Origin of the sequence: Streptomyces sp. NBC_00335 (assembly GCF_036127095.1) — a bacterium.
GTDB lineage: Bacteria > Actinomycetota > Actinomycetes > Streptomycetales > Streptomycetaceae > Streptomyces.
This window is the reverse complement of the sequence record NZ_CP108007.1, coordinates 250,608-275,052: the sequence shown is the minus strand read 5'-3', so window position 1 is coordinate 275,052 and position 24,445 is coordinate 250,608. Positions and strand designations below refer to the sequence as shown.

18 protein-coding genes and 1 pseudogene are annotated in these 24,445 nt (G+C 73.5%); 7 read left to right on the top strand and 12 right to left on the bottom strand.

Annotated features, from left to right (window positions below; translation table 11 throughout):
- Window positions 1-137: 137 nt before the first annotated feature.
- Entirely contained in the window at window positions 138-356 is a 219-nt protein-coding gene (locus OHA37_RS40580) for a serine protease inhibitor (protein ID WP_266914577.1), read from the bottom strand.
- A gap of 269 nt (window positions 357-625) precedes the next feature.
- On the opposite strand from OHA37_RS40580, the gene OHA37_RS40575 reads away from it, so the two are divergent.
- Window positions 626-973: a hypothetical protein gene (locus tag OHA37_RS40575; RefSeq protein WP_266914575.1), complete on the top strand. Its 348-nt coding sequence runs from the start codon at window positions 626-628 to the stop codon at window positions 971-973.
- A gap of 28 nt (window positions 974-1,001) precedes the next feature.
- Here OHA37_RS40575 and OHA37_RS40570 read toward each other — a convergent pair whose 3' ends face one another.
- The 3 genes from OHA37_RS40570 to OHA37_RS40560 form a co-directional block, all read right to left on the bottom strand.
- Window positions 1,002-1,391, bottom strand: coding sequence for a DUF1330 domain-containing protein (locus OHA37_RS40570; RefSeq protein ID WP_266914573.1), 390 nt, complete (start codon window positions 1,389-1,391; stop codon window positions 1,002-1,004).
- 162 nt (window positions 1,392-1,553) lie between these two features.
- On the bottom strand, window positions 1,554-1,970 hold the full coding sequence (locus tag OHA37_RS40565) for a hypothetical protein (protein ID WP_266914571.1): 417 nt from the start codon (window positions 1,968-1,970) through the stop codon (window positions 1,554-1,556).
- 55 nt (window positions 1,971-2,025) lie between these two features.
- Window positions 2,026-2,970, bottom strand: a complete 945-nt coding sequence (locus tag OHA37_RS40560) for an AraC family transcriptional regulator (RefSeq protein ID WP_266914569.1) — start codon at window positions 2,968-2,970, stop codon at window positions 2,026-2,028.
- Window positions 2,971-3,177: 207 nt separating this feature from the next.
- Here OHA37_RS40560 and OHA37_RS40555 point away from each other — a divergent pair, with 207 nt between their 5' ends.
- Window positions 3,178-4,005 (top strand): SDR family NAD(P)-dependent oxidoreductase, encoded by an 828-nt coding sequence (locus OHA37_RS40555; RefSeq protein WP_266914567.1) that lies wholly within the window; start codon window positions 3,178-3,180, stop codon window positions 4,003-4,005.
- 63 nt (window positions 4,006-4,068) lie between these two features.
- Here the strand turns inward: OHA37_RS40555 and OHA37_RS40550 are convergent, their stop codons facing one another.
- On the bottom strand, window positions 4,069-4,971 hold the full coding sequence (locus OHA37_RS40550; protein ID WP_266914565.1) for a DUF6193 family natural product biosynthesis protein: 903 nt from the start codon (window positions 4,969-4,971) through the stop codon (window positions 4,069-4,071).
- A 132-nt stretch (window positions 4,972-5,103) separates the two neighbouring features.
- Between OHA37_RS40550 and OHA37_RS40545 the strand changes: the two genes are divergently transcribed.
- From OHA37_RS40545 to OHA37_RS40525, 5 genes are all read left to right on the top strand, one after another.
- Window positions 5,104-6,738 (top strand): phosphodiester glycosidase family protein, encoded by a 1,635-nt coding sequence (locus OHA37_RS40545; RefSeq protein ID WP_266914563.1) that lies wholly within the window; start codon window positions 5,104-5,106, stop codon window positions 6,736-6,738.
- Window positions 6,739-6,843: 105 nt separating this feature from the next.
- Window positions 6,844-7,980, top strand: coding sequence for an alpha/beta hydrolase (locus OHA37_RS40540; RefSeq protein WP_266914561.1), 1,137 nt, complete (start codon window positions 6,844-6,846; stop codon window positions 7,978-7,980).
- Window positions 7,981-8,392: 412 nt separating this feature from the next.
- Entirely contained in the window at window positions 8,393-10,123 is a 1,731-nt protein-coding gene (locus OHA37_RS40535; protein ID WP_266914559.1) for an AfsR/SARP family transcriptional regulator, read from the top strand.
- Between the two features lie 37 nt (window positions 10,124-10,160).
- Entirely contained in the window at window positions 10,161-10,898 is a 738-nt protein-coding gene (locus tag OHA37_RS40530; protein WP_266914557.1) for an ABC transporter ATP-binding protein, read from the top strand.
- On the top strand, window positions 10,892-12,796 hold the full coding sequence (locus OHA37_RS40525; protein WP_266914555.1) for an ABC transporter permease: 1,905 nt from the start codon (window positions 10,892-10,894) through the stop codon (window positions 12,794-12,796). The genes OHA37_RS40530 and OHA37_RS40525 overlap by 7 nt, the downstream gene beginning before the upstream one ends.
- Before the next feature lie 114 nt (window positions 12,797-12,910).
- Here OHA37_RS40525 and OHA37_RS40520 read toward each other — a convergent pair.
- The 7 genes and pseudogenes from OHA37_RS40520 to OHA37_RS40490 all read right to left on the bottom strand — a co-directional run.
- Window positions 12,911-13,837 (bottom strand): annotated as a pseudogene (locus tag OHA37_RS40520) (hydroxyacid dehydrogenase); the annotation flags it as partial.
- A gap of 32 nt (window positions 13,838-13,869) precedes the next feature.
- Window positions 13,870-14,274: a hypothetical protein gene (locus OHA37_RS40515; RefSeq protein ID WP_266914553.1), complete on the bottom strand. Its 405-nt coding sequence runs from the start codon at window positions 14,272-14,274 to the stop codon at window positions 13,870-13,872.
- Window position 14,275: 1 nt separating this feature from the next.
- Window positions 14,276-20,266: a non-ribosomal peptide synthetase gene (locus tag OHA37_RS40510; protein ID WP_266914551.1), complete on the bottom strand. Its 5,991-nt coding sequence runs from the start codon at window positions 20,264-20,266 to the stop codon at window positions 14,276-14,278.
- Window positions 20,259-21,038, bottom strand: coding sequence for a thioesterase II family protein (locus tag OHA37_RS40505; RefSeq protein ID WP_266914549.1), 780 nt, complete (start codon window positions 21,036-21,038; stop codon window positions 20,259-20,261). The genes OHA37_RS40510 and OHA37_RS40505 overlap by 8 nt, the downstream gene beginning before the upstream one ends.
- 4 nt (window positions 21,039-21,042) lie before the next feature.
- Complete coding sequence (locus OHA37_RS40500) at window positions 21,043-22,041, bottom strand: TauD/TfdA family dioxygenase (RefSeq protein ID WP_443046365.1); 999 nt, start codon at window positions 22,039-22,041, stop codon at window positions 21,043-21,045.
- Entirely contained in the window at window positions 22,038-23,459 is a 1,422-nt protein-coding gene (locus tag OHA37_RS40495; protein ID WP_266914547.1) for an MFS transporter, read from the bottom strand. Before OHA37_RS40495 ends, OHA37_RS40500 begins: the two co-directional genes overlap by 4 nt.
- Window positions 23,456-24,421: an ornithine carbamoyltransferase gene (locus OHA37_RS40490; RefSeq protein WP_266914545.1), complete on the bottom strand. Its 966-nt coding sequence runs from the start codon at window positions 24,419-24,421 to the stop codon at window positions 23,456-23,458. Before OHA37_RS40490 ends, OHA37_RS40495 begins: the two co-directional genes overlap by 4 nt.
- Window positions 24,422-24,445 lie beyond the last annotated feature (24 nt).

Below are 24,445 nucleotides of genomic sequence, written 5' to 3'. Positions count from 1 at the left end.
GTCGGCGTCGGCGTCGGCCTGGACAGCCCTCGCCTCACGGTCCGCAGAGGAACAGGCGCGCGACCCGTCGGACGGTTCGGGTTGCGCTTCCGCTCCACCTGAACGGCCTGCTCCGCAGGGCAGGGTCGCAGTGGTGGCTAGCCGCGTCTGGGCGGTCTGGCTACCCTGCCGTCCTTCACGAAGAGCCTCACCCGGCGCTCGTTGAAGTCCATCGTCACCATGCTGCCCTCTGGCACCACATGGACCGCGATCTCCGGGAACTCCGCCCGGATGTGCTCTCGGGCCTCCTCCGCCGACGTGCCCGTCAGCTCGGGCCACTCGCTCTTCTCGTCCATCGTCTCCTCCAGGGTGGTCATCGCCTCGGGCCCCACTCGACGCTACCGGTCGCCCGCTGGTTCCGCCGCACTCCATCGGAGCGGGCCTGCGGAGCAGGTTCCGGGGGCCCGCGCGGAGCATGGGAGGTGACCCCGTTTCACGGGGGGGGGTATCGGGGGCCGGCTCGTTGGGCGGGTCTGGTCGCTCCCCTGCAGTTTTGCGGCCCGGATGGCTCCTATGGGGATCTTCAGGCCGCCAGCAAGGAGCACCCCTGAGGGACAGCCCGCTCAGGGGGTGCACGGCGTGTCCCGTGACAGCGATCGAGTCTTACCACCGAAGCTGCTTCATCCTGGAGGCCTGGACGAGCGAGACGGAGGCAGCGGTGATCGCGAGGGTGGCCGTGTGGGAACCGATGCCGACTGACGACCGGGACTGGGTGCTGGATGCTGCCGCCGCGGTGCCCGGTGTCCATGGCGGGTATCACCTCGTCGATCCTGCTACTGGCAACGGGCTGTCTGTCGCGTTCTTCGAGGACGAAGCCGCAGCTCACGCTGCATACAAGGCGATCGAGAAGCGCGCCGAGGAGATCGGATGGAACAAGGACCCGCACCCGGCGCCCGTTTCCCAGACGGTCTATGAGGTGGTCCGGCACACGTAGCGCGGGCCCAGGAGGCGCAGCCGTGGTCTCATGGCGAGCGCTCCTGTGTTCTCGCCGCTGAGCGGCCGGCCAACGGAGGACCGGCTTCTGTTCGCAACGTGCGAGCCCGCTCGGCCGGATCGTAGTCGGGTCCTACGCCCTGGATGAGCAGCACGTCGCCCTCTATGTGGTCGGTGCGCAGACTCAGGATGGCCTGGTAGGCGGGAGAGTCGTACCAGGCACGGGCTTCGGCCAGGCTGGGGAACTCGATCAGCACCATGCTGCCGGGCCACGTACCCTCCACGACTTCGGCCGGCGGACCGTGGATGACGAAGCGTCCCGTGAAGGGGTCGAGGGTTGCCTGGATGCGCTCCAGGTACTCGATGATGTCGGAGTGATTCCGGCGGCTGCGGAGATGTGCGAAGCCGTATGCGGACACCACGGGGCTCCTTCGTTCCGGGGGTGTGAGCGATGACCGGAACGTAGCCGAGTGGGGTGGGGCGGTGCGATTACCCCTGGGGTCATCGCACCGCCCCGTCGAGTACGCGCGTCATGGCCTCCGCCGGCCCATGGTTCTGCCTCGCGTGTTTGGACGGGCGGCCTAGATCGCCCAGCAGTACAGAGGCTGACGCGAGGCTTCGGCGGTGCGGGCGAGGTCGGCTACCTCGGTGAGGATCTCGATCGCTTCCTCGGCCGAAATCCCCTCGTCCTTCATCGTCGCGAGCCCGACCCACGCCCTGGCGACCTCAACCAGCCGCTCCGCGCTTGCCCTTGCCAGGGCCAAGCGCAGGCGCTCCGGGAACGCGAACGCTTCAAAACCGTCGTTCGCCATCGCTACGACGACCCGCGGCTTCGTGGCCACGCCCCCGCCCAGGAGGACCTCCCAGTCCCCCATCGCATCATCGGGGTAGAGGCCCGCACACATGAACGCCGGGAAACCGTGGTCCCGATGCTGAGGCCCCATCTCGGAAGCCACTCCGTCATCCGGAGCGACGAAGAACTCGACGGCAGAAGGCATCGCACGATCATGCCAGCACACCGCTCTCGAGGTCTCCTTCAATGCGACGCCCCGCTCAGGCGGCCTCGGGCCGGGTCTGGGCGGCTCGGCGGTAGCGGCCGGGGGCGATGCCCAGTTCCCGGGAGAAGGCGCGGGAGAAGGTGAACTCGGAGGTGTAGCCGACGGCTGCCCCGATGTCGCCGACCAGGTCGTCCGTCTCGCGCAGCAGTCGGGCAGCCAGGCCGATGCGCAGCCGGGACACGTACGCCAGCGGAGTGTCGCCGACCAGTTCCTTGAACTGCCGTGCGAACGCGGGGCGGGACATGGCGACGTCGCGGGCCAGGCCCTCCACCGTCCACGGGTGCTGCGGAGCGTCGTGGACCAGCGAGAGCGCGGCGCCGATCCGCGGGTCGCGCAACGCGGTGAGCCAGGACCGCTGTCCCGCCCCGGCGTCGGTGAGGTCGAGCCAGGCGCGGATCACCTGGACGAAGAGGACGTCGGTCAGCCGGGCTGCCACGACCCGCGCTCCGGGCCGGGTGCGGGTGGTCTCGGCGACCAGCAGCCGGATGATGCCCTGCAGTTCCGGGTCGGCGCTCATGCCGGGAACGTGGATCACGGCCGGCAAGGCGGACAGGACCGGGTGCTGCGCGGCGTCGCCGTCGTAGGTGAACTTGCCGCAGACGATGCGCAGGGCGGGCCCGAGACCTCCGAGGTCGACGACGCCCTCGCGGCCCGGGGGGTGGGCGGCTTCGAGTTCGGCGTACGGCACCGCGTCCGTTTCGGGGGTGCCGGCCAGGGTGTGCGGTTCGCCGCGGGGCAGCAGGACGACATCGCCGGACACGAGCTGCAGCGGCGGCCGGCCCTCGACGCGCAGCCAGCAGGTGCCCTCGGCCACCAGGTGGAAGCCGGCGGTGTTCTGCTGCTCCAGCGCACAGCCCCAGCCGGAGCCGCGGGAGCGGAGCTGGGCGAGCAGGACCCCGTTGAATCCGGTGGTGGCCAGTACGTCAGCGAGTACATCCATACCGGGCAGCGTATCTGCGGCAGCACGTTCTTGACGCTGAGTCGAGACGATTCGGCAAGTTTTTGATCGTTTACGCCATGGATCCTCTGCGATTGGGTTCCTAGAGTCAAAAGCGAAGAGGCGCCCCGAGGCGCCTTCGACCACCCCGCTGTCGGCCGGCCCGGCCGACACGTCACTTGCGAGTCCTTCGCGTACGGAGCACACATCATGAGCAAGATCTGGTTCGTCACCGGTTCCTCCCGCGGCTTCGGCCGGCGGTACGTCGAGGCGGCTCTGTCGCGCGGTGACAAGGTCGCCGCGACGGCCCGCGACACCGAGACGCTCAAGGACCTGGTGGCCGCCTACGGCGACTCCGTCCTCGCGCTCAAGCTGGACGTGACGGACAAGGGCGCGGTGTTCGCCGCCGTCAAGCAGGCACAGGAGCACTTCGGCCGCCTCGACGTCATCGTGAACAACGCCGGCTTCGGCCTGTTCGGCGCCGTCGAGGAGTTGACCGAGTCGGCCCTGCGCGACCAGATGGAGACCAACCTGTTCGGCGCCCTGTGGGTGACCCAGGCCGCCCTGCCGTACCTGCGCGCGCAGGGCAGCGGCCACATCGTGCAGATCTCCTCCACCGGCGGCGTCGTCGCCTGGCCGCTCGTCGGCGGCTACCACGCTTCGAAGTGGGCGCTCGAAGGCCTGAGCGAAGCCCTGGCCCAGGAGGTCGCCGGGCTCGGCATCAAGGTCACCCTCGTCGAGCCCGGCGCGTACGCCACCGACTGGGGCGGCGCCTCGGCCGTCTCCGCGGACCCCATCGCCGTGTACGACGGGGTACGGGACGCGCTGGGCGCGTTCATGCAGACCCTCGACTTCGGTGACCCCACCGCCGCCGCTGCCGCGCTGCTGAAGGTCGTCGACTCCGACAACCCGCCGCTGCGCGTCTTCTTCGGCACCCAGGGCAACGAGATGATCCCGCAGGCCTACGCCGACCGGCTCAAGGTCTGGGCCGACTGGCAGGACGTGGCCGTCGAGGCCCAGGGCACCAAGCCCGCCTGATCGGTGCCGCGGTGACCAGGGCAACCGTGTCGTCCAAGAGCAGACGGTTGTCGACGGGGATTCTCAGCCGTGCGGACTCCTCGTGGGGACCGGGCTGTCCTGCTGAGTTCCGTCACCGTCGCGGGCCTTGCTCGCCATCGCCCGCCTGGCGTCGTGGATGACTTCGACCGCGGAACCGCACCCTTGCGGGAGCCCTTCCACCACCAGCCTCACTGCCTCGTCGGCGGTGTCGGCCGTACGTACGGGAATGTCCCGGTCCCACAGGGAGATGACCTGCCAGCGGCCTTCTCCCAGAGGAAAGATGCTCGGGACGTCGCTTCCGGGGTCGGAGACCGTGAGCCGGCGGAACTGCAGGGATCCGTGACCGACCATGGGAAACAAGGCGCTCAGTTCCGGAGAACGGAACGCCGCCTCCACCAGGTCGTGGTCGACAAGCCGATCGGGCAGGCCGCGGAGGTACCCCCACTCATGGGCGACGCCCTTTCCCTGGTCATGTGCCAGGGCCTCCGGACTCACCCTCAGGAGTTCCCACCGGGCGGCCATGTCCGCCAGAGGCGTCCCCGCCTGCCAGTCCTGGACCACCTCGATGGCGGCCTCCAGGGATCGCACCGCACACACACCGGCGACACCCGCGAGCGGCAACCTCAGCAGCACCTCGATCCCGCGGCGTTCGGGGCGGAGTTCCACCTGGACAGCCCCGCACTCCGCCGCAAAGTCGGCCGCGAAGTGGCGTGACAGTCCCGTGGGGGAGTACGGGTCGCGCAGCCCGACCAACCGCGTGCCCGTCTTCACGGCGGCAGCTTGCAGCGCCGCCGTCAGGTCTCCTCCCGCGGCCGCCACCTCCGGGTACTGCTCAGCGTCAGGCCTCATCGTCGAGCCACCCATGCCAACCCCCGCAATCAGAAAGATCAAGAGTATGCGGCCGCCTTGATCACCGCATACCGATTCGTGCAGGTCAGGGGCCATTGCAGAGGAATCTGAGGTGGCCCCTGGCTCGTTCCCGGGGAATTCATGCGCGCAGCAAGCTGTGTTGCGCCACCCGCCACGTGTCGCTCCTGCACTGGACGGACGCACCACCTCACCTTCAGGGAGAGCCGCATGCGTCAGCCACCGCACCTCGCCGTGTCGTCCGTTGCCGTCCTCGCCGTCTGCGCGCTCGCCGCCCTCGGTGCGGCGCCGGCCACCGGAGCAGCGGGGCGGCCGACCGCGGCCCCGAGTCCGGTGGAGGCCGCTGCTCCCGAACCCAGTACGCTCCCGTTCCCCGAGTCGGCGCAGTCCACCGTGATCGCACCCGGGGTCACCCAGACCTCGATCGTCCGCGGTCTGACGGACGCCGACGACGTCTGGACCGTCCACGTGAACCAGCCCTTGACCGCCGACGGCTCCTACGGTCAGGCCACCGCGGCCCTCGGCCCCAAGGAGCGTGCCGACCAGGTGGCCGCGGCCCTGCGGGCCAAGGGCTTCGAACCCCGGGTGGAACGGGTCCTCATCCCCGCCTTCGCCGACCGCCCGGGCGGCACCCTGGGGTGGACCGTGCGGATCGGCCGGTACGCCGACCAGCGCGCGGCGACGGCCGCGCTCGCCCAGGTCCGGGCGGCCGGATTCGCCGGGGACACCCGGTACACGGCGCAGGACGGCACGGACGCCGACGCCCTGCAGCGGGTGTTCGTCCTGCGGGTGGACTTCAAGCGGTTCACCGGCCGTCTGGCCAGTGACTTCGGGCCGAGCATCGACGTCCACGAGAAGCTGCCCGACCTGGCGGCCGCCACCGGGGCGCTCGCGGGCGTCAACGCCCAGTGGTTCGCGGCGGGCGGCGCGTCGCTCGGCCTGTACGTCAAGGACGGCCGGCTGCTGGGTGCGGCGACCCAGGGCCGCGGGGGATTCAGGATCACGGACGGCGGGCGGCAGTTGGACGTCGACACGTACTCCACCCGGATCACGGTCAGGGCGGGCGGCTCCACGAGGGAGATCGACGGTGTCAACCGGATCCCCGGCGAGATCTGGAACTGCGGGGGCGTCGGCGGAGACCAGCCCACCCAGCACCCGAAGCACGATTTCAAGTGCACCGACGCGAGCGAGCTCGTCCGCTTCACCCCCGAGTGGAGCACCCCGCCGACCGGAGCGGGCGCCGAGGTGGTCCTGGACCGCGACGACCGGGTGACGGCGGTGCACCGCACGCGCGGGGCCAAGGCGCCCGCGGGCGGCTCCACGCTCCAGGCGATCGGGGAGAGCGCCGAGTGGCTGGTGGCGCACGCGCGCCCCGGAGCCCGGCTGGGCATCACCCAGCGCGTCCTGGACGGCGCCGGATACGACGTCCCGCTCACCCCGGACACCACGATCCTCCAGGTCGGCCCGACGCTGGTCCGGGACGGGCGGATCGCGGTGAACGCCCTCGCCGACGGCATCATCCGTGAGGAGGGCGACCAGACCTTCACCTACAACTGGGTGGTCCGCGGCAACCCGCGCTCCATGATCGGCGTCGACGGCCAGGGGCGACTGCTGCTGGTCGTCGTGGACGGGCGCCGGGCCGGGTGGAGCGAGGGCTTGAGCGTGGCCGCTTCCGCAAAGCTGATGAAGTCCTTGGGCGCCCGGGAGGCGCTGAACCTCGACGGCGGCGGATCGAGCGCGATGGTCACCGCGGGGTCGGGCGTCGTCAACCGCCCCTCGGACGCCACGGGTCCGCGGTTGCTCGGCAACGTCCTGCTGCTGCACGGCGCGGCGCCCGGCCGCTGAGACAGCGGCCGGCTCCGGTGCACGCGGAGCTAGGCAGAATGGTCCAGACCTTCTAGGGTGGGCATTCGTCAAGTCCTTCTGAACGCAGTCGCCTTGGGGTGGTTGATGGTCTCGCGCCGGTCCCTCCTGGTTCTCGCCGGAGTGAGCGCGGGGGCCGTCGCCCTGCCCTCCGTGCCCGCGCGGGCCGCCGGGCAGGTCATCGAGTTGCCCGCTCCCACGTCCCGGCGGCCGGTGGGCACCATCGACCTGCACCTGGTCGACCACGACCGTGACGACCCCCTCGCGCCGGACCGCAGGCCGCGCGAGCTGATGGTGCAGCTCTGGTACCCCGCGCTGACCACTGCCGGCTGCCGCAGGGCCCCGTACACCACGAGCCGGGTCGCCGCCGCCCTGGAGGCGGGTCTGCCGCTCAAGGCGGGCACCCTGGGGGCCGTACGGCCGCACGCCCGGACCGGCGCGCCGGCCGTGCCGGGAGCGCTGCCGCTGGTGCTGCTCGGGCACGGGCGCAAGGGCGGCCGCAGCAACTGCACCGCCCTGGCCGAGGAGCTCGCCTCGTACGGGTACCTGGTCGCGGGCATCGACCACACCTACGACGCCGCGGTGGTGGAATTCCCCGACGGCCGGGCCGTCCACAGCGTGCTGCCCGAGGAGTCGGACGACTGGGACCGCCAGGAGCGCCTGGAAATAGAAGCGCGCGTCGGTGACCTCCGGTTCGTCGCCACGACCCTGACCCGTCGGCGGCGGACGCCCTGCGCGGATCCGCGCGGGATCGGCGTCGTCGGCCATTCCATGGGCGGCGCCGCGGCGGCCGAACTCCTCCGGGTGGACGAGCGCTTCACCGTCGGGGTCAACCTCGACGGCGCCCTGTTCGGCTCGCCGGTGGCCGACCTCGGGCTGGATCGCCCGTACCTGCTGCTCACCGCGCTGGAGGACCACGACACCTGGCGGCGCTGGCGCGAGCACCAGCGCGGCTGGGGCCGCCAGCTGCGGGTGCGCGACACCGGGCACCTCACCTACACCGATCTGCCGCACTTCGCCGTTCCCGGCGGCCTGGCGGAGTCCTGGCCGGCCGACCTGTACGCCGAACTGCTCGGGACCCTGGACCCGGCCCGCTCGACCGAGCTGATCCGGACCTATACCCGGCTGTGCCTGGACCGGTTCCTGAAGGGCCGGCCGTCCCCCCTGCTGAACAGCCCCTCCCCGCGCTACCCGGAAGTCGACTTCCGCTGGACCCGCGGCTGAGGACGACCCCCACGGGGTGCAGGCGCCGGTGCCACCACGGCCCCGGAGTGCTGGACGGCCGGTCCGGCCGGTCCGGCCGGTCTCCACCGGGACGCACGCAGTGCGCCCGGCCGTCAGCGCGGCCCGGGCCACGACTTCGGCGCGATGTCCTGCGGCGTTCCCCGGCAGCGGGACGGGGCGCTACGGAGTTCCTCCTGCGGAGCGGGACGGCACGGTGGAGGATCTTCGGAGGGCGGCCGGAGGCCCTCGTGCGTCCGCCGGCGAAATCGAATCGAAAGCGGGGGGACAGAGGTGGTGGGCAGAGTGGGGGGCACACCACACGACTTCCAACGGGGGAACCATGGAATTCTGCTTGCTCGGCCCCGTTGAAGCCAGACGCGACGGCCGGCCCGTGGGCCTCTCGGGGGCCAAGATGCGTACGCTGCTGGCGGCGCTGCTGCTCGCCCGGGGGAGGGTGGTGCCCGACTCCCGGCTGAGCTGGCTGTTGTGGGGCATGTGCCCGCCGGTGACGATGAGCGCGCAGATCTACACGTACGTCTCGCGGCTGCGCAAGCTGCTGGAGCCCGAGGTCACGATCGTCCGGCGGGCCCCCGGGTACGCCATCGACGCCGAGGGCAGCCGGATCGACATCGTCGACTTCGAGCGGCTGGAGCGCCAGGGGCGCACGGCGCTCCAGCAGGGCCGGTACGACGAGGCGGGGACGCTGCTGGGCCAGGCGCTGGACCTGTGGCACGGGCCCGCGCTGGGGCACACCACGGAGTTCCTCGTCGAGAACGACGGACCCCAGTGGGAAGAGGGACGGGCCGCGGCCCTGGAGAACCGGATGGAGGCCGACCTCGCGCTCGGGCGCCACCAGCAGGTCACGGCGGAACTCACCCGGCTGGTCGGGGAGTTCCCGCTGCGCGAGCGGATGCGGGCGCAGCTGATGACCGCCCTGTACCGGTCCGGACGCCAGGCGGACGCGCTGCGCTCCTTCCACGAGGGCCGCGGGGCGCTGGCCGAGGAGCTCGGGGTGGAGCCGGGCGCCGAACTCACCGACGCCTACCAGTCGGTGCTGGACGGTTCGCTCGCCGTCACCCCGGTTCCCTCCGGCGCCGGAGTGCTCGTCTTCGCGTCGCGGCCCGCCCCCGCGATGCTGCCGGCGGAGCCGGGCCCCTTCGTCGGCCGCGAGCGGGAGCTCGCCGCGGCCCGGCGGCTGCTGGCGCCCGCCGGACGGCCCCGCCGGGGGCTGATCACCGGGATGGCCGGGGTCGGCAAGACGGCGCTGGCGCTGCGCGCGGCGCACGGCTGCGCGGACGACTTCCCCGACGGACAGCTGTACGCGGACCTCGCGGACGGTGAGGGCGGCTCCAAGGACACCCGGGCCGTCCTGGTGCAGCTGCTGCGCGCCCTCGGGCACGAGGCGGCGGCCGCCGCGAGTCACGATCTCGACGAACTGGTGCGCCTGTACCGCGCCCGCACCGACGGGCTGCGGCTGCTCGTCGTGCTGGACAACGTGACGGACGGCGGCCAGCTCGCCGCCCTGCTGCCCGCGGGGACGGCCGCGGCGGCGCTGGTGACCGGGCACACCCATCTGGCCCTGGCGACCGGTCCGCACACCGTCGTCGTGGAGCCGATGGGTGAGGACGACAGCCTCGCCGTACTCGCGGCGGCGGCCGGTACGGAGCGCGTGGCGGCCGACCTGGCCGCCGCCCGGCGGATCGTGGAGCACTGCGACGGCCTGCCGCTGGCCCTGCGGATCGCCGGAGCCCGGCTGGCCTCGCGGCCCCGCTGGTCGGTGGGGCTGCTGGCCGGCCGGCTGGAGGACCCGGGCAACCGGCTGCGCGAACTGCGCTTCGGCGACCTGGACATGGGCCGCTCGCTGCGGCAGTGGGCCCGCCGGACCTCGGTCCCCCTGGACATGCTGCGCCGTCTGGCTCCGCTGGGCGAGAGGTCGTTCACGGTGTCGGCCGCCACCACCCTGCTCGGGCTTTCCCACGCGACCGCCGAGGATCTGCTGGAACAACTGGCGGACGCCTCCCTGATCGAACCGGCCGACCCGGCCGGCGGCGTGCTCCAGTACCGCTTTCACCGGCTCGTACTGCTCTACGCCCGATCCCTGCCCGTACGGATGGCCGATGCGGCACTGCCCGCAGCGAGCTGATCCGTAACCCCTCACCATCCACGAGAGACAGAGGAATATGAGCAACGACGCAGTCGTGCTGACGTCGGTGACGAAGACCTACGGCGGCGGCGACCACGCGGTCACAGCGCTCGGCGGGGTCAGTCTGACCCTGCCCGCCGGTTCGTTCACCGCGATCATGGGCCCTTCGGGATCGGGGAAGTCGACGCTCCTGCAGTGCGCGGCGGGGCTCGACCGGCCCGACTCCGGTTCCGTCGTGGTGGGCGGCACGGAGCTGACCGGGCTGTCGGAGAGGGCGCTGACCCTGCTCCGCCGCGACCGGATCGGTTTCGTCTTCCAGCAGTTCAACCTGCTGCCGATGCTGACGGCGGAGCAGAACGTGGTGCTGCCGCTGCGGCTGGCCGGCCGCAAGCCGGGCAAGGAGGCGGTGCGCGAGGCACTGGGCCGGGTGGGTCTCGCCGACCGTGCGGGCCACCGCCCCTCCGAGATGTCGGGCGGCCAGCAGCAGCGGGTGGCCCTCGCCCGCGCGCTGATCACCCGGCCGGACGTGCTGTTCGGCGACGAGCCGACGGGCGCCCTGGACTCCACGACGGGCCGTGAGGTGCTGCGGCTGCTGCGCTCGCTGGTGGACCAGGGCGGCCAGACGGTCGTGATGGTGACGCACGACCCGGTGGCCGCCTCCTACGCGGACCGGGTGGTCTTCCTCGCGGACGGTCAGCTGAGCGGGGAACTGCTGCGGCCGACCGCCCACGAGGTGGCCGAGCGGATGACCACGCTGGAGGAGGTTCCGTGCTGAGCGTGGTGCTGGCGACGGTCCGGTCCCGGTGGACGCACTTCGCCGGCGTCTTCCTCGCGGTCGCGCTGGGTGTGGGCCTGACGGCGTCGATGGGGCTCGCCCTCGCGGCGACCCTGGACGCGCCGCAGGAGCTGAAGGACCGTGACGCGGAGGCGGTGTTCACGGTCAACGCGATGCTCGGCACCGCGGCGGCGGTGACCACCTTCACCTCGGTGTTCGTGGTGTCGTCCGCGTTCGCCTTCGCGGTGGCGCAGCGGCAGCGCGAGTTCGGTCTGCTGCGCTCCGCCGGCGCCACCGGGCGCCAGCTGCGGGTCGCGGTGGTCGCCGAGGCGGCGCTGGTGGCCGTGCCGGCCGCGGTGCTGGGCTGCCTGATCGGCAGCGCCGGTGGGCCGGCCCTGGTGGAGTGGATGGCCCGCGAGGGGCTGGCGCCGGACTGGCTGACCGTGGAGGCGCGGGTCTGGCCGTACGCGGTGGCCTTCGGTACGGGTCTGGTGGTCGCGCTGACCGGGGCCTTCGTCGCGTCCGGGCGGGCAGCGAAGACCAGTGCGGTCGAGGTGCTGCGGGAGGCCGCGGTCGACAAGCGGGTGATGACCGTGGGGCGCTGGCTGTTCGGCGGTCTGCTGCTGGCGCTCGGCGTGGGGCTGCTGGTGTCGAAACTGGTGTCGGATCCGGCGGACCTGCTCAAGCGCAAGACGTACACGACGCAGCCGATGGTGCTCATCGGCGCGTTCGCGCTGCTGACCCCGCTGGCGGCGGGGCCGCTGGTGCGGCTGGTGGCATGGCCGGCGGCGCGGATGCGGGGGGCGGTGGGCATGCTGGTGCGCGAGAGCGCGGCGGCGGGTGTCCGGCGGACCTCGGCGCTCGCGGCTCCGGTGCTGGTGAGCGTGGCGCTCGCCGGGTCGCTGCTGGGGTCGACGGACACGGTCGGTGCGGGCCGGGCGGACGAGGTCCGCAGCCGGACGGCGGCCGACTTCGTGGTGACCTCGGACGCGGGGCTGTCGGACGCGGCCGTGGCCGCGGCGGCCGTGCCGGGCACGCGGTCGGCGGTCTCGGCGGCCACCACCGTCGAGTTCCTGTACGAGGGCCTGGTGCGGACGCCGGAGCCGGCGCGGGTGGTCGACCCCGCGGCCTTCGCGGAGCTGTCCCGGCTGCCGCTGGTCGAGGGCTCGGTGAAGGACCTGGACGACACGTCGATCGTCGTGAACGACGAGTGGCCGGTGACGGCCGTGGGCCAGCCGGTCGAGGTGTGGCGGGCGGACGGTACGAAGGTCTCGCTCACGGTAGCCGCGGTGATGCGCCGGGGCACCGGCGGCAACGGGGCCTACGTCACGGCCGCCAACGGGGCGGGGGCCAGGCCCGACCGGGTCGAGGTCCGGCTGGAGCCGGGCGCGGACCGGGCCGCGGTGGCGGCGTCGCTGGCCGCGGCCGTGGGCGCGCAGGGCGCGCGGGTGGTCACCGCGGAGGAGTGGATCGCGGCTTCGCAGCCGGAGACCAAGCGGGAGAGCCGGCTGGCGATCTTCGTGGTGCTGGGGCTGGCGCTGCTGTACTCGCTGATCGCGCTGGCGGGGACGATGGTCTCGGCGACCTCTGACCGGAGCCGCGATCTGGCGGTGCTGCGGCTGAGCGGTGCCACCGGCGGCCAGGTCCTGCGCCTGGTGGCCGTCGAGGCGGCGGTGGTCGTGGTGGCGGGGGCGCTGCTGGGCGTCCTGGTGACGGCGCTGAACGTGCTGGGCACGTGGTCGGCGCTGTCGGTGCTGGTCGGATCGGCGGCGCCGTTGTCGCTGCCGTGGGGTGCGATGGCGGCGGTGGCGGCGTCCTGCGCCGCGGTCGCGGTGCCGGCGGCGGTGCTGTCGGCGGCCGTGCTGCTGCGCGGGCGGGTGGCGCCCGGCGCGGCGTGAGAGCCGCGGGCCGATCGAGCAGGCCGTGCGGCCCGGGTGATCCGGGCCGCACGGCCTGTCGCGTTACGCGGCCATGATCACGGGCAGGGACGGTGCGGCCGGCCGGTTGACGGTGGGGACCGCTTCTCCGGCGAGGACGCGGCGGACGGAGTCGGCGGCGTCGGATCCGGCCCGGTCCTGGGCCTCGCCGGTGGAGGCTCCCAGGTGGGGGGTGACCACGACGTTGTCCAGGGTGAACAGCTCGTGGTCGGTGCAGGGTTCGACGGTGAAGACGTCGAGGCCGGCGCCGGCGACGCGGCCTTCCTTGAGGGCGGCGTACAGCTCGTTCTCGTCGATGATGCCGCCGCGGGCGGCGTTGACGATCCGCACGCCCGGCTTCATCCGGCGGAACGCTTCGAAGCCGAGCAGGCCGGTGGTCTGGGGGGTGCGCGGCAGGTGGACGGTGATGAAGTCCGCGCTGTCGAGGAGTTCCTCCAGGGGGACGAGGCGGATGCCCTCCGCGGCGGCCACCTGCGGGTCGGCGTAGGGGTCGTGGGCCAGTACCCGCATGTCGAAGGCGGCGAGCCGGCGGGCGACGAGGGTGCCGATGCGGCCGAGGCCGATGACGCCGAGGACCTTGCCGGACAGTTCGACGCCGCCGAAGGCGGAGCGCTGCCAGGAGCCGGCGCGCAGCGAGGCGTCGGCGCGCGGCACGTGGCGGGCCACGGCGAGCAGGAGGGCGACGGTGAGCTCGGCCGCGCTGACGCTGTTGGCGTCGGGGGCGTTGACGACGCTCACCCCGGCGGCGGTGGCGGCGGGGAGGTCGACGTTGTCGACGCCGACGCCGGCCCGGCCGATGGCTTTGAGGCGCGGGGCGGCGGCGATGGCTTCGGCGTCCATCCGGGTGGCGCTGCGGATGAGTACGGCGTCGGCGTCGGCGAGGGCGGCCAGCAGGGCCGTGCGGTCGGTGCCGTCGACGTGGCGGATCTCGGTGCCGGGGCCCAGGGCCCGGGTGGCGGAGGCGGCGAGGGGTTCGGTGATGAGGACTACGGGTGCGCGCATGGGGTGTCGGTGTCCTTCCGGAAGGGCGGGGGTCAGGCGGAGCAGGCGCGGTCGAGGCGGTCCCCGGCGGCTTCGAGCTTGGTGAAGGTCTTCTCCAGTTCGCCGACCTTGCCCTTGCTGGGGTCGGAGGTGCGGATGCGGTCCGCGAACTCCTCGTAGACGCCCGCGAACTCGCCGAGTGCGGTGCGCACCTCGGCGTCGGTGGTCTTCTCTCCGGCGGCGCGCAGTTCGCCGGCGAGGGCGCCCGCGCTGCGGGCGACGCTTTCGGGGTCCTTCTCGATGTCGTCCGCGGAGCTCGCGAAGGTGTCGGCGGAGGCGATGGTGCGCCCGCACGGGTAGGGCGCGGAGGAACTCGCGCCGGTGGTCTCCTGGCAGCCGGTGGCCGCGGCGGCCAGCAGGGCGAGGGAGACGAGAGCGGTGAGCCGGTCGGTGCGCATTTTAGTAGCCACCCCACTGGATGAGGACTTGGTCCCGCTCGGCCTGCGAGAGCAGTTCGATGGAGCCCACGGACTGTTCCGGGGCGTCTGCCATGGCTTCCAGGGCGCGTGTCATGCGCTCCAGGAACACCCGCGCCTCGTCGGCGCCGTACACGTCGGGGCGGTGGCCCAGGCGCAGTTCGAGTCCGCCGTCGACGGGGACGGCGATGAGCCGCAGGGGGTAGTGCGTGGCGTCCTGGACCGCGAGTGCGGCCAGCCGGGGGCCGGTGACGGCGGAGGCCAGGGCCTCGGTGTCGAGGGGGTAGTTGACGAGCATGGTGGTGGTGTCGAAGAGCTCCCGGCCGGTGGTGAGGCGCTGGACGCGGGAGAGTCCGAGGTGGTGGTGGGCCATCAGGCGGACCTGTTCGGCCTGGAGCCGGGTCAGGAGCGCGTGGAGGGGTTCGCGGCCGTCGGTGCGCACGCGTACGGGGAGGGTGTTGCAGAGCATGCCGATCATGCGTTCGATGCCGGGCACCTCGGGCGGGCGGCCCGAGACGGTGGCGCCGAAGACGACGTCCTGGGATCCGGTGGCCTGGGCGAGGACCAGGCCCCAGGCCGTCTGGTACTGGGTGTTGAGGGTGATGCCGTGGGCGCGGGCGCGCTCGGCGAGCCGGGCCAGGAGCGCGTCGGGGACCAGGTGGGTGACCTGCTGCTGGGCCACGGCGGGCCGGTCGGCGGCTTCGGGTGCGATGAGGGTGGGTTCCTCGATCCCGTCGAGGTAGGCGCTCCAGGCCTCTTCGGCTGCGGCCTGGTCCTGGGTGACGAGCCAGCCGAGGTAGTCGCGGTAGGGGGCGACCGGGGGCAGGGTGTCGCCGCGGCCGGCCCACAGGGTGAACAGTTCCCGGGCGGCGACGGGCAGGGACCAGCCGTCCCAGACGATGTGGTGGGTGCTCAGGAGCAGCCGGTGGTGGTCGGGGGCCAGCCGGACCAGGGTGAGGCGCAGCAGGGGCGGGCGGGTCAGGTCGAATCCGCGGAGGCGTTCTTGTGCGGCGAGCCGGGCGGCGGCCTCCTCGCGTGCGGGGGCGGGCACATCGCTCAGGTCGTGTTCGGCCCACGGCAAGGCGGCCGTGGCGCTGACGGCCTGGACGGGTTCGCCGACGCCTTCGTGGTGGAAGCCGGCCCGCAGGTTGGGGTGGCGGTCCAGGAGGGCTTGGCCGGCGGTGCGCAGTGCGGCGGCGTCGAGGGGTCCCTCGAAGTCGAAGGCGACCTGGGTGTTGTAGGTGTCGTCGGCGCCGTCGGCTTCGAGGGCGTGGAAGAGGAAGCCTTCCTGGAGCGGGGTGAGGGGCAGGACGTCGGTCAGGTCGGGGACGGCCTGTTCGAGCGTTTCCACGTCCTGCTGGGTGAGGGCCGCGAGCGGGAAGTCGCCGGGGGTGCGGCCGCCGGCGCCGGGGCGGGAGGCGTGCAGGGCGATGCCGCACAGGGCCTCGCTCCACAGGGCGGCGAGTTCGGTCAGGGCCTCCTCGGTGAGGACTCCGGCGGGGGCGCCCCAGTCGGCGTACAGCTCGGGGCCCGAGGCGCCCTCGCGGGCCAGGACGTTGACCTCCAGGGCGTGGGCGGCGGGCAGGCCGGGGTCGGCTCCGTCGGGCAGGGCGTCGCCGGGCAGCGGCTGCCAGGGCGCGGCGTCGTCGGTGGCGCTGCCGAGGCGTCCCAGGTAGTTGAACAGGACGCGGGGTGCGGGCAGGGCCGCCAGCCGGTCGCGGGTCTGTGGATCGAGGTGGCGCAGCGGCCCGTGGCCCAGGCCGTCGCCGGGGACGGCGCGCAGCTGTTCCTTGACGGCCTTGACGGCTCGGCCCGCGGCGGGGCCGCCGGAGGTGATCTCGGCCCAGTGGGGGCTGCCGGTCTCCAGGCGGACGGGGTGGACGGCGGTGAACCAGCCGACGGTGCGGGAGAGGTCGAGGGCGCCCTCCTCGGCGCGGCCGTGGCGTTCGAGGTCGACGAGGAGCGGGGTGCCGGGGGCGGCGGTGGCTCGGCGTCCGCGCCATTCGGCGACGGCCAGGGCGAGGCCGGTGAGCAGGATGTCGTCCATCCGGCCGTGGAAGGCGGCGGTGACGGGGCCCAGCAGGGCGGTGGTCACCTCGGTGGGGAGCGCGGTCCTGATGTGGCGGGCGGTGGCGGCGGTGTCGGTGGCCGGGTCGACGGGGCGGGCGCCGATGCCCGGCTGGGGGATGTCGGTCATGGCCTCCCAGAGGGGGAGTTCGGCGCGCCGGGCGCCGGCTTCGGCGGTGCGCAGCTGGTGGTTGGCCCAGGTGCGGTAGGAGGTGGGCACGGGCGGCAGGGTCGGGGTGCGGCCGTCGGCGAGGGCCTCGTAGGCGGCTTTGAGGTCGGGCGGCAGGATCCGCCAGGAGACGCCGTCGACGACGAGGTGGTGGATGGCGAGCAGCAGCCGGCCGGGCCGGCCGGGCCGGCCGGGGCCGGCGTCGAAGCGTACGGCGGCGACCATCCGTCCGGCCGCCGGGTCCAGGGTGGCGCGGGCGGTCTCGGCGGCGCTGTGTACGGCGGCGTCGAGGGCGGCGCCGGTGAGGCCGGCGGTGTCGGTGCGGGTGAGCAGGCCGGGGTAGCGCAGGCCCTTGCGCGGGACGATCAGGCGCTGGTGCTCGCGCTCCAGCCGGGCGCGCAGGGCGTCGTGGTGGTCGAGGAGGATGTGCAGGGCCTCGGCGAGCAGTTCGTCGTCGGTGTCGGCGGGCAGGGCGAGGAGCATCGCCTGGTGGAATCCGTCGACGGAGCCGCCGCGGCCCAGTACGTCGCGGGCGACGGGCGGGAGCGGTACGGGGCCCAGTGCGGCGGTCGCCGGTTCGGACGGGGTGGCCAGGGCGTCGTCGGTGCGGGCGGCGACGGCCAGGGCTTCGACGGTGCGCAGTTTGAAGATGTCGGAGGGGGTCAGGCGCAGTCCGTGTTCGCGGGCTCGGGCGACGAGCTGGATGGCCATGATGCTGTCGCCGCCGAGCTCGAAGAAGGAGGCGTCGGCGCCGGCCCGTTCCACGCCGAGGACCTCCTGGAAGAGGCGGGCGAGGATCTCCTCCCGTTCGGTGACGGGGGTGCGGCCGTGTCCGGTGTCGGTCAGGTCGGGTACGGGCAGGGCGTCGCGGTCGACCTTGCCGTTGGGGGTCAGGGGCAGGGCGTCGAGGACGACGACGGCGGCGGGGACCATGAAGGACGGCAGGACGTCGGCGACGTGGGCGCGCAGTGCGGCGGGGTCGAGGGGGCCGGCGCCGGGTGCGGGGGCGGCGTAGGCGACGAGGCGGCGGCTGCCGGGGCGGTCCTCGCGGGCGACGACGACGGCCTGGGCCACGGCCGGGTGGCGGGCGAGGACGCTCTCGATCTCGCCGGGTTCGATCCGGTAGCCGCGGATCTTGACCTGGTGGTCGCTGCGGCCGATGTAGTCGAGGTGGCCGTCGGGGTGCCAGCGCACGAGGTCGCCGGTGCGGTACATGCGGTCGCCGGGCGGTCCGAAGGGGCACGGCTGGAAGCGGTCGGCCGTGAGGCCGGGGCGGCCGGCGTAGCCGCGGGCGAGTCCGGGGCCGGCGGCGTACAGCTCGCCGGGGACGCCGGGCGGTACGGGGCGCAGTCCCTCGTCCAGGACGTAGACGCGCATGTTGGTGATGGGGCGGCCGATGGGCGGGACGACGGCGCCGGACAGCGGCGCGCTCATGGTGGTGCAGACGGTGGTCTCGGTGGGCCCGTAGCCGTTGACCATGCGCAGGCGGGGGGCCCAGCGGGCGACGAGCGAGGGTGGGCAGGCTTCGCCGGCGACGAGCAGGGTGCGCACGGTGGGCAGGGAGTCGGTGGGCAGTACGGACAGGGCGGCCGGCGGCAGGGTGAGGTGGGTGATGCCGTGCCGGGCGACGAGTTCCACGAGTCCTTCGCCGGGGAGCAGCTGGTCGGCGGGGGCCAGGACGAGGCGGCCGCCGGCGAGGACCGCGGAGACGACTTCGAAGGTGGCGGCGTCGAAGCTGGGCGAGGAGAACTGCAGGACGCGGCTGTCGGTGTCGAGGCGCATGCCCTCGCGCTGGGCGGTGAGCAGGGAGGCGATGCCGGTGTGGGGGACGGCGACGCCCTTGGGGCGGCCGGTGGAGCCCGAGGTGTAGATGACGTAGGCGGTGTTCTGCGGGGAGAGCGGGGCGCGGCGGTCGGTGTCGGCCGGGTCGGCGGCGGAGCGGGCGGCTACGGCGGCCGCGGTGGCGGGGTCGTCGAGGACCAGGCGGGGGCAGCCGCCGGCGATGACGTCGGCGGTTTCCGTGGTGGTCACGGCGCAGACGGGGCGGGCGTCCTCGAGCATGTACGCGATGCGCTCGGCGGGGTAGTTCGCGTCGATGGAGAGGTAGGCGCCGCCGGCCTTGGAGACGGCGAGCAGGGCGGTCAGCCAGACGGCCGAGCGGGGCAGGGCCAGGGCGACGGTGGTCTCGGGGCCGGCGCCGGCGGCGATGAGGTGGTGGGCGAGCCGGTTGGCCCGCGCGCCCAGCTCGGCGTAGGTCAGCTCGCCGGTGTCGTCCGCGACGGCGATCAGGTCGGGCGTGCGGTGGACGCGGGCCTCGAAGAGGGCGGCGATGGTGGCCGGTTCGACGGGGGAGGCGGTGTCGTTCCAGGTCTCGGTGATCGTGAGGAGTTCGGCGCTGCCGAGGAGGGGGACGGTGTCGAGGGGGCGCTCGGGTGCGGCGACCACGGCGTCGAGGAAGGCGACGAACCGGTCCTGGTAGGAGGCGACCTCGGAGCGGGAGTACTGGGCGGGGTCGGCGTCGAAGTCGAAGCGCAGGCCGTTGCCGTCGGCGCGGTCGTACACGGCGAGGGCGAGGCCTTCGACGGGGCCGAGGGAGAGGTTGTGGGCGGTGGCCGCATGGCCGCCGAAGGAGATCTGGTAGTCGAAGGCCATGATGTTGACGACGGGGCCGATGAGGCCCATGTCGGTTCCGGTCAGGCCGAGTTCGCGGCGCAGGTCCTCGTAGCGGCAGCCCTGGTGGCGGACCAGGGTGCGGACCTGTTCGGAGACGCGGGGGGTGAGCTCGGCGAGGCTCTCGCCGGGCCGGACGTCGATGTGCAGGGGCATGACGGTGGAGGCGAAGCAGGGGGTGCGGCGTACGGCCTTCCCGACGCGGCCGGTGACGGGCAGGCCGATGACCACGTCGCTCCGGCCGGTCATCCGGGACAGGTAGGCGGCCATGGCGGCGATCAGGAGGATCGGCCGGCGGGTGCGGGCGGCGCGCGCGGCGTCGGAGAGCTGGTCGGCGCGGTCCTGCCCGACGATGCGGGTGCGGCGGATGAAGGAGGGCGCTCCGGCGGCGAGTTCCTGTGCGGTGGGTGCGCCCTGGGGGGTGCCGGGCAGGGTGACGGGGGCGGGCAGCGAGGCGAGGCGTTCGGCCCAGTGGGTGCGGTCGGCGGCGGCCTGGTCGGAGGCCCGGTAGGCGGCGTCCTCGGCGAGGACGTCGGTCAGCGGGAGGAAGTCGCAGGGTTCGGCGGCGCGGCCCTCGGTGAGGGCGGTGTACAGCTCGGCGATGCGGCGTCCGACCATGGCGCCGGCGACGCCGTCGATGACGAGGTGGTGGAAGCGGTGGAAGTAGAGGAACCGCCGGTCGGCGACCTTGACGAGGGCGAAGGTGCTGAGGCCTCCGGCGGCGAGGTCGACGGGCCGGTTGAGGTCGGCCCGCATCCAGGCCTCGGCGGCGGCCATCGGGTCGGGCTCGGCGCTGAAGTCGGGGGCGGGCAGCGGCGGCAGGGTGTCGTCGAGGTACTGCCACAGGCCGTCGTCGTCCTCGGAGATGGTGCGCACCCGCAGGACGTCGGCCTCCAGCAGCAGGGTGTGCCAGGCCTGCTCCATCAGGGCGTGGTCCACGGGGCCGTCGATGGCGAAGTACTCGCCCACGTTGTAGCCGCGGCCGGTGCTGTCGAGCTGGTGGGCGAACCACAGTCCGGTCTGGGCGGCCGACAGGGGCAGCCGCGAGGGCGGGAACATCTCAGGCATGACGGTCTCCAGCGGGGTCGAGGCCGAGCCGGCCGGTGAGGAAGTCCATGAGTTCGCCGGCCCGCCCTTCGAGGTAGAAGTGGCCGCCGGGGAAGGTGTGGACCTCGTGTCCGGCGACGGTGTGGCGGGCCCAGGCGGCGGCGTCCTGCGGGGTGCAGGAGGCGTCGTCGGTCCCGGTGACGACGGTGAGCGGGCAGGTGAGGGGGGCTCCGGGGGCGTAGCGGTGGCCGGTGAGGAGCCGGAAGTCCCCGCGCAGGGTGGGCAGGGTCAGTTCGCGCAGTTCGGGGATCTCCAGCAGTCCGGCGCCCGTGCCGCCCAGGCGGCGTACGTAGGCCAGTACGGCCTCGTCGTCGGGGAGCGGGAGCCGGTCCCGGGTGTCGATGTGGGGGGCCTTGCGGGCGGAGGCGAACAGCCGGACCACGGCGGACGGGTGGCGGGGGCGCAGCAGCCGGGCGGTCTCGAAGGCGAGGGTGGCGCCCATGCTGTGGCCGAAGAAGGCGGCCGGCAGGTCGAGCCAGGGTTCGATGGCGCGGGCGAGTTCGCGGAGCATGACGGCCATGTCGGTGACCGGTGGTTCGTCGAACCGGTCCTGGCGCCCCGGGTACTGCACGGCGACGACCTCCAGCTCCGGCGGCGCGGCCTCGGCCAGCTCGCGGAAGGCGCTGGCTCCGCCGCCCGCGTGCGGGAAGCAGAACAGCCGCGTGCGGGCCGCGGGCCGGGGGGCGAAGACGCGCAGCCAGGCGGAAGCGGTCGGGGTCTTGAGGACCGGCATCGCGTCAGCCCTCCGTGCCGGAGGGGGTAGGGGTGTGGGCCGGGGCGGGGGTGTGGGGCTCGGCCATGGCGACGGCGATCTTGCGGGGGCCGGTGAAGGGCTCGCGGCCGTGGCTGGAGAGCATGTTGTCCACGACGAGGACGTCGTCCCGCCGCCAGTCGAAGCGGACGCTGGCCTGCCGGTAGCAGGAGCGCAGGTGGTCCAGTACGTCGTCGGGGATCCGGCCGCCGTCCCCGTAGTACGTGTTGCTCGGCAGCTCCTCCTCGGCGAACAGCTCCAGCAGCCCCTCGCGGACGTCGGGCAGCAGGGTGGTGTGGTGGAAGAAGGTGATGTGGTTGAACCAGACCGCCTCGCCGGTCACGGGGTGGCGGTGCACCGCGTCGCGCACGGCCCGGGTGCGCATCCCGCCGCCGGGCAGCCACTCCAGGCCGAGGTCCTTGGCGGCGGCCAGGCGCTCGACCTCGGCGCGGTCGTCGGTGTTGAAGACGGACTCCCACGGGATGCCGAAGCCGGGGTGGAAGGTGCGGGTGGCCATCCAACTGCGGCGGGTGAACTCCTCGCGCACGTCGGGGTGGACGAGGTCCAGGATGCGGCGGGTGTCGGCGAGCGGGGTGGCCCCGAGGGAGTCCGGCTCCGCGATGCAGCAGAAGTAGAGCAGGCGCGGCCAGGACGACTGGTAGGAGTTCTCGTTGTGGAGGAAGATCTCCTCGTCCGGCGGGTAGTCCGTCGAGGTGTAGACGTTGCCCTTGATGGTGGAGCGCGGCGAGGACCGCTCGGAGTACGCGAGCGGAGCGCCGGACAGGGCCCGTACGGAGGCGTCGAACCCGTCGACCCCGCCGAGGGGGAAGCCGCGCAGCAGGACGGCTCCGTGCTCGTGCAGGGCGGCGCGGATCCTGGTCCGTTCGGCGTCGATGTACTCGGTGATGCCGGGGTGGGCGCCGTCGTGTTCCATGACGAGCGGCAGGGTGGTGGTGCGGGTCTGTTCGGGCTGGGTTGTCGTCATGACGGGTCGACCTTCTCGTCGCTCGTGTCGGAGCCGGCTGCCGTACGGGGTACGGGGCGGGGCTCGGCGTGGGGTGCGGTGCCGGCTGCGGTTGCGATTGCGGTTGCGCGGTCCTCGATGGCCGGGGAGGCCTGCGGGCCGGCGGCCTTCGGGTCCGCGGCCGGCCCGGCCTCGGGCTCGCGGCCGGCCCCGCGGATCGCGGGGTTCACCGCGGCGAGGACGGTCATCAGCGCCATGGCGGCGGAGATGCCGAGCACCGTGGTGGAGGTGGGGAAGGCGGCCAGCAGCAGGCCGCCCAGGAGGGCTCCGGCGGAGTTCATCCCGGAGGCCATGAGCATGAACACGCTGCTGACGCGGCCCTGCATCTCGTCGGGGGTGATCCTCATCTGGTGGACCCCGGCGCCCACGTTCATCAGGGAGCCGGCGAAGGCCATGCCGCCGCACAGGGCGCCGAGGGCGAGCGGGGCGGAGAGGAAGGCCACCGGGGCCATCAGCGCGGCCCACAGGGCGAACGCGCTGATCACCACGGTCGAGGGGGCCAGCCGCTTGAGGCACCACGAGGCGCTCAGGGCGCCGAGTGCGCCGCCCACGCCTTCCATCAGCCCGAGGACCCCGAGCAGTGCGGGCGAGTGCCCGGCCTCCTTGAAGATCAGTACCAGGGAGAGGTTGAGGATCTGGAAGAGCATGTTGCTGCCGGCGACCAGGGCGACGGCGGCGCGCATGAACTTCTGCCGCCACACCCAGGCCACTCCCTCGGACACCTCGGCCCGCAGGCTGCGCGGCGCCGCGGTGCGCTCTTCCTGGAGCTCCTTGCGGATGAACAGGACGCAGCCCAGGGCCACCAGGTGGGCGAGGGCGGTGACGCCGAACGGCAGCCACCGGGTGAGGGCGAAGAGGGCGACCCCGGCCGGCTGACCCAGCAGGCCGGCGACCTGGCTGCGGGCCTCGTTCTGGGAGAGCGCGGCCGGCAGGTGGGCGGGGTGCACCACGTTGCGCACCGCGGCGCGTTCGGCGAGCCGGTAGAAGACGAACGCCGCGCCCTCCAGGAAGGCGGCGGCCATCACGTGCGGGAGCCACATGTGGCCGGTGGCCAGGGCCGCCGCGACGCTGCCCATGGAGAGCAGGCCCACGAGGTCGCAGAGGATCATCAGCTTGCGCCGGTCCCAGCGGTCGACGAGGGCGCCGGCCGGGAGCTGGACCAGCAGGTGCGGCAGCAGGGCGGCGAAGCCGACCAGGCCGGCGCCGGCGACCGAGCCCTGCCAGATCATCAGCAGCGGGTACGCGGCCTGGGCGGCCTGCACGCCGAGCAGCGAGAACCCGGCGCCGGTCCACAGCAGCAGGAAGTCGCGGTTGCGGCGCAGCGGGGTGGCCCGGGCCTCGGGCTCGCCGGGGGCGGGGCGTTCTTCGAGGAGGGTCATGCCGCCCGTGCTTCCCGCGCACGGCGGACGCCCGCGGCGGCGGCGCCGGCGGCGCACCACTCCAGGACGGCCATGGCGCTGTGCATCTTGTTCTCGGCCTGCTGGAAGGCGATGCTGTGCGGTCCGTCGAGCACCTCGGCGGTGACTTCCTCGCCGCGGTGGGCGGGCAGGTCGTGCAGGAAGGCGGCCTGCGGGCTGGTCCGCCACAGGGCGGCGGTGACCTGGAACGGGGCGAAGAGCTCGCGCCAGTCGGGGTCGGCCTTGCTGCTGCCCGTGGTCTGCCAGCGGGAGGTGTAGACGGCGTCGACGCCGGCGGGCAGGTCCCGCATGTGGTGGTGCTCGGTGAGGGTGGCGCCGTGGGCCCGGGCGTGGGCCAGGGCCCGCTCCCGGATGCCGGGGGCGAGGCCGTAGCCGGGCGGGGTGCGCAGTTCGAGCGTGGTGCCCGGGTAGCGGGTCAGGCCGAGGGCCAGTGCGGCGGCGGTGTTGTTGCCCTCGCCGACGTACAGCACGCGCAGGTCGCGGATCCGGCCGAAGCGGCCGAGGAGGGTGGTGAGGTCGGTGAGCCCCTGGGTGGGGTGCTCCTCGGCGCTCATCGCGTTGACCACGGACATCTGGGACTGGGAGGCCCAGCCGCGCATCTCCGCGGGGTCGCCGGCGGTCCGGGCGACCAGCAGGTCGAGCATCCGGGAGAAGACCCGGCCGGTGTCCTCGGTGGTCTCCCCGGTGTTGAGCTGGAGGTCGTCGGCGCCGTAGGTGACGATCGTCCCTCCCAGGCGCAGCACCCCGGAGGAGAAGGCGGTACGGGTGCGGGTGGAGGTCTTGCGGAAGTACACGCCGGTGACCAGTCCGGCCAGCGGGTCCCGGGGGGCGGCGCCGCCGGAGAAGGCGGCGCCGCGCTCGACCACGGCGTACAGCTCGGCGTCGGTGAGGTCGTCGAGGGAGATGAGGTGTCGGGCTGACACGGTGTCCTCCAACAGGGGTGGGTT

Coding starts and splice junctions, on each gene's coding strand:
- OHA37_RS40550 (WP_266914565.1), bottom strand. CDS start 4,971: ATGGCCCCTGACCTGCACGAATCGGTATGCGGTGATCAAGGCGGCCGC.
- OHA37_RS40580 (WP_266914577.1), bottom strand. CDS start 356: ATGACCACCCTGGAGGAGACGATGGACGAGAAGAGCGAGTGGCCCGAG.
- OHA37_RS40500 (WP_443046365.1), bottom strand. CDS start 22,041: ATGACGACAACCCAGCCCGAACAGACCCGCACCACCACCCTGCCGCTC.
- OHA37_RS40540 (WP_266914561.1), top strand. CDS start 6,844: ATGGTCTCGCGCCGGTCCCTCCTGGTTCTCGCCGGAGTGAGCGCGGGG.
- OHA37_RS40535 (WP_266914559.1), top strand. CDS start 8,393: ATGCGTACGCTGCTGGCGGCGCTGCTGCTCGCCCGGGGGAGGGTGGTG.
- OHA37_RS40495 (WP_266914547.1), bottom strand. CDS start 23,459: ATGACCCTCCTCGAAGAACGCCCCGCCCCCGGCGAGCCCGAGGCCCGG.
- OHA37_RS40515 (WP_266914553.1), bottom strand. CDS start 14,274: ATGCGCACCGACCGGCTCACCGCTCTCGTCTCCCTCGCCCTGCTGGCC.
- OHA37_RS40510 (WP_266914551.1), bottom strand. CDS start 20,266: ATGCCTGAGATGTTCCCGCCCTCGCGGCTGCCCCTGTCGGCCGCCCAG.
- OHA37_RS40530 (WP_266914557.1), top strand. CDS start 10,161: ATGAGCAACGACGCAGTCGTGCTGACGTCGGTGACGAAGACCTACGGC.
- OHA37_RS40505 (WP_266914549.1), bottom strand. CDS start 21,038: ATGCCGGTCCTCAAGACCCCGACCGCTTCCGCCTGGCTGCGCGTCTTC.
- OHA37_RS40545 (WP_266914563.1), top strand. CDS start 5,104: ATGCGTCAGCCACCGCACCTCGCCGTGTCGTCCGTTGCCGTCCTCGCC.
- OHA37_RS40560 (WP_266914569.1), bottom strand. CDS start 2,970: ATGGATGTACTCGCTGACGTACTGGCCACCACCGGATTCAACGGGGTC.
- OHA37_RS40555 (WP_266914567.1), top strand. CDS start 3,178: ATGAGCAAGATCTGGTTCGTCACCGGTTCCTCCCGCGGCTTCGGCCGG.
- OHA37_RS40565 (WP_266914571.1), bottom strand. CDS start 1,970: ATGCCTTCTGCCGTCGAGTTCTTCGTCGCTCCGGATGACGGAGTGGCT.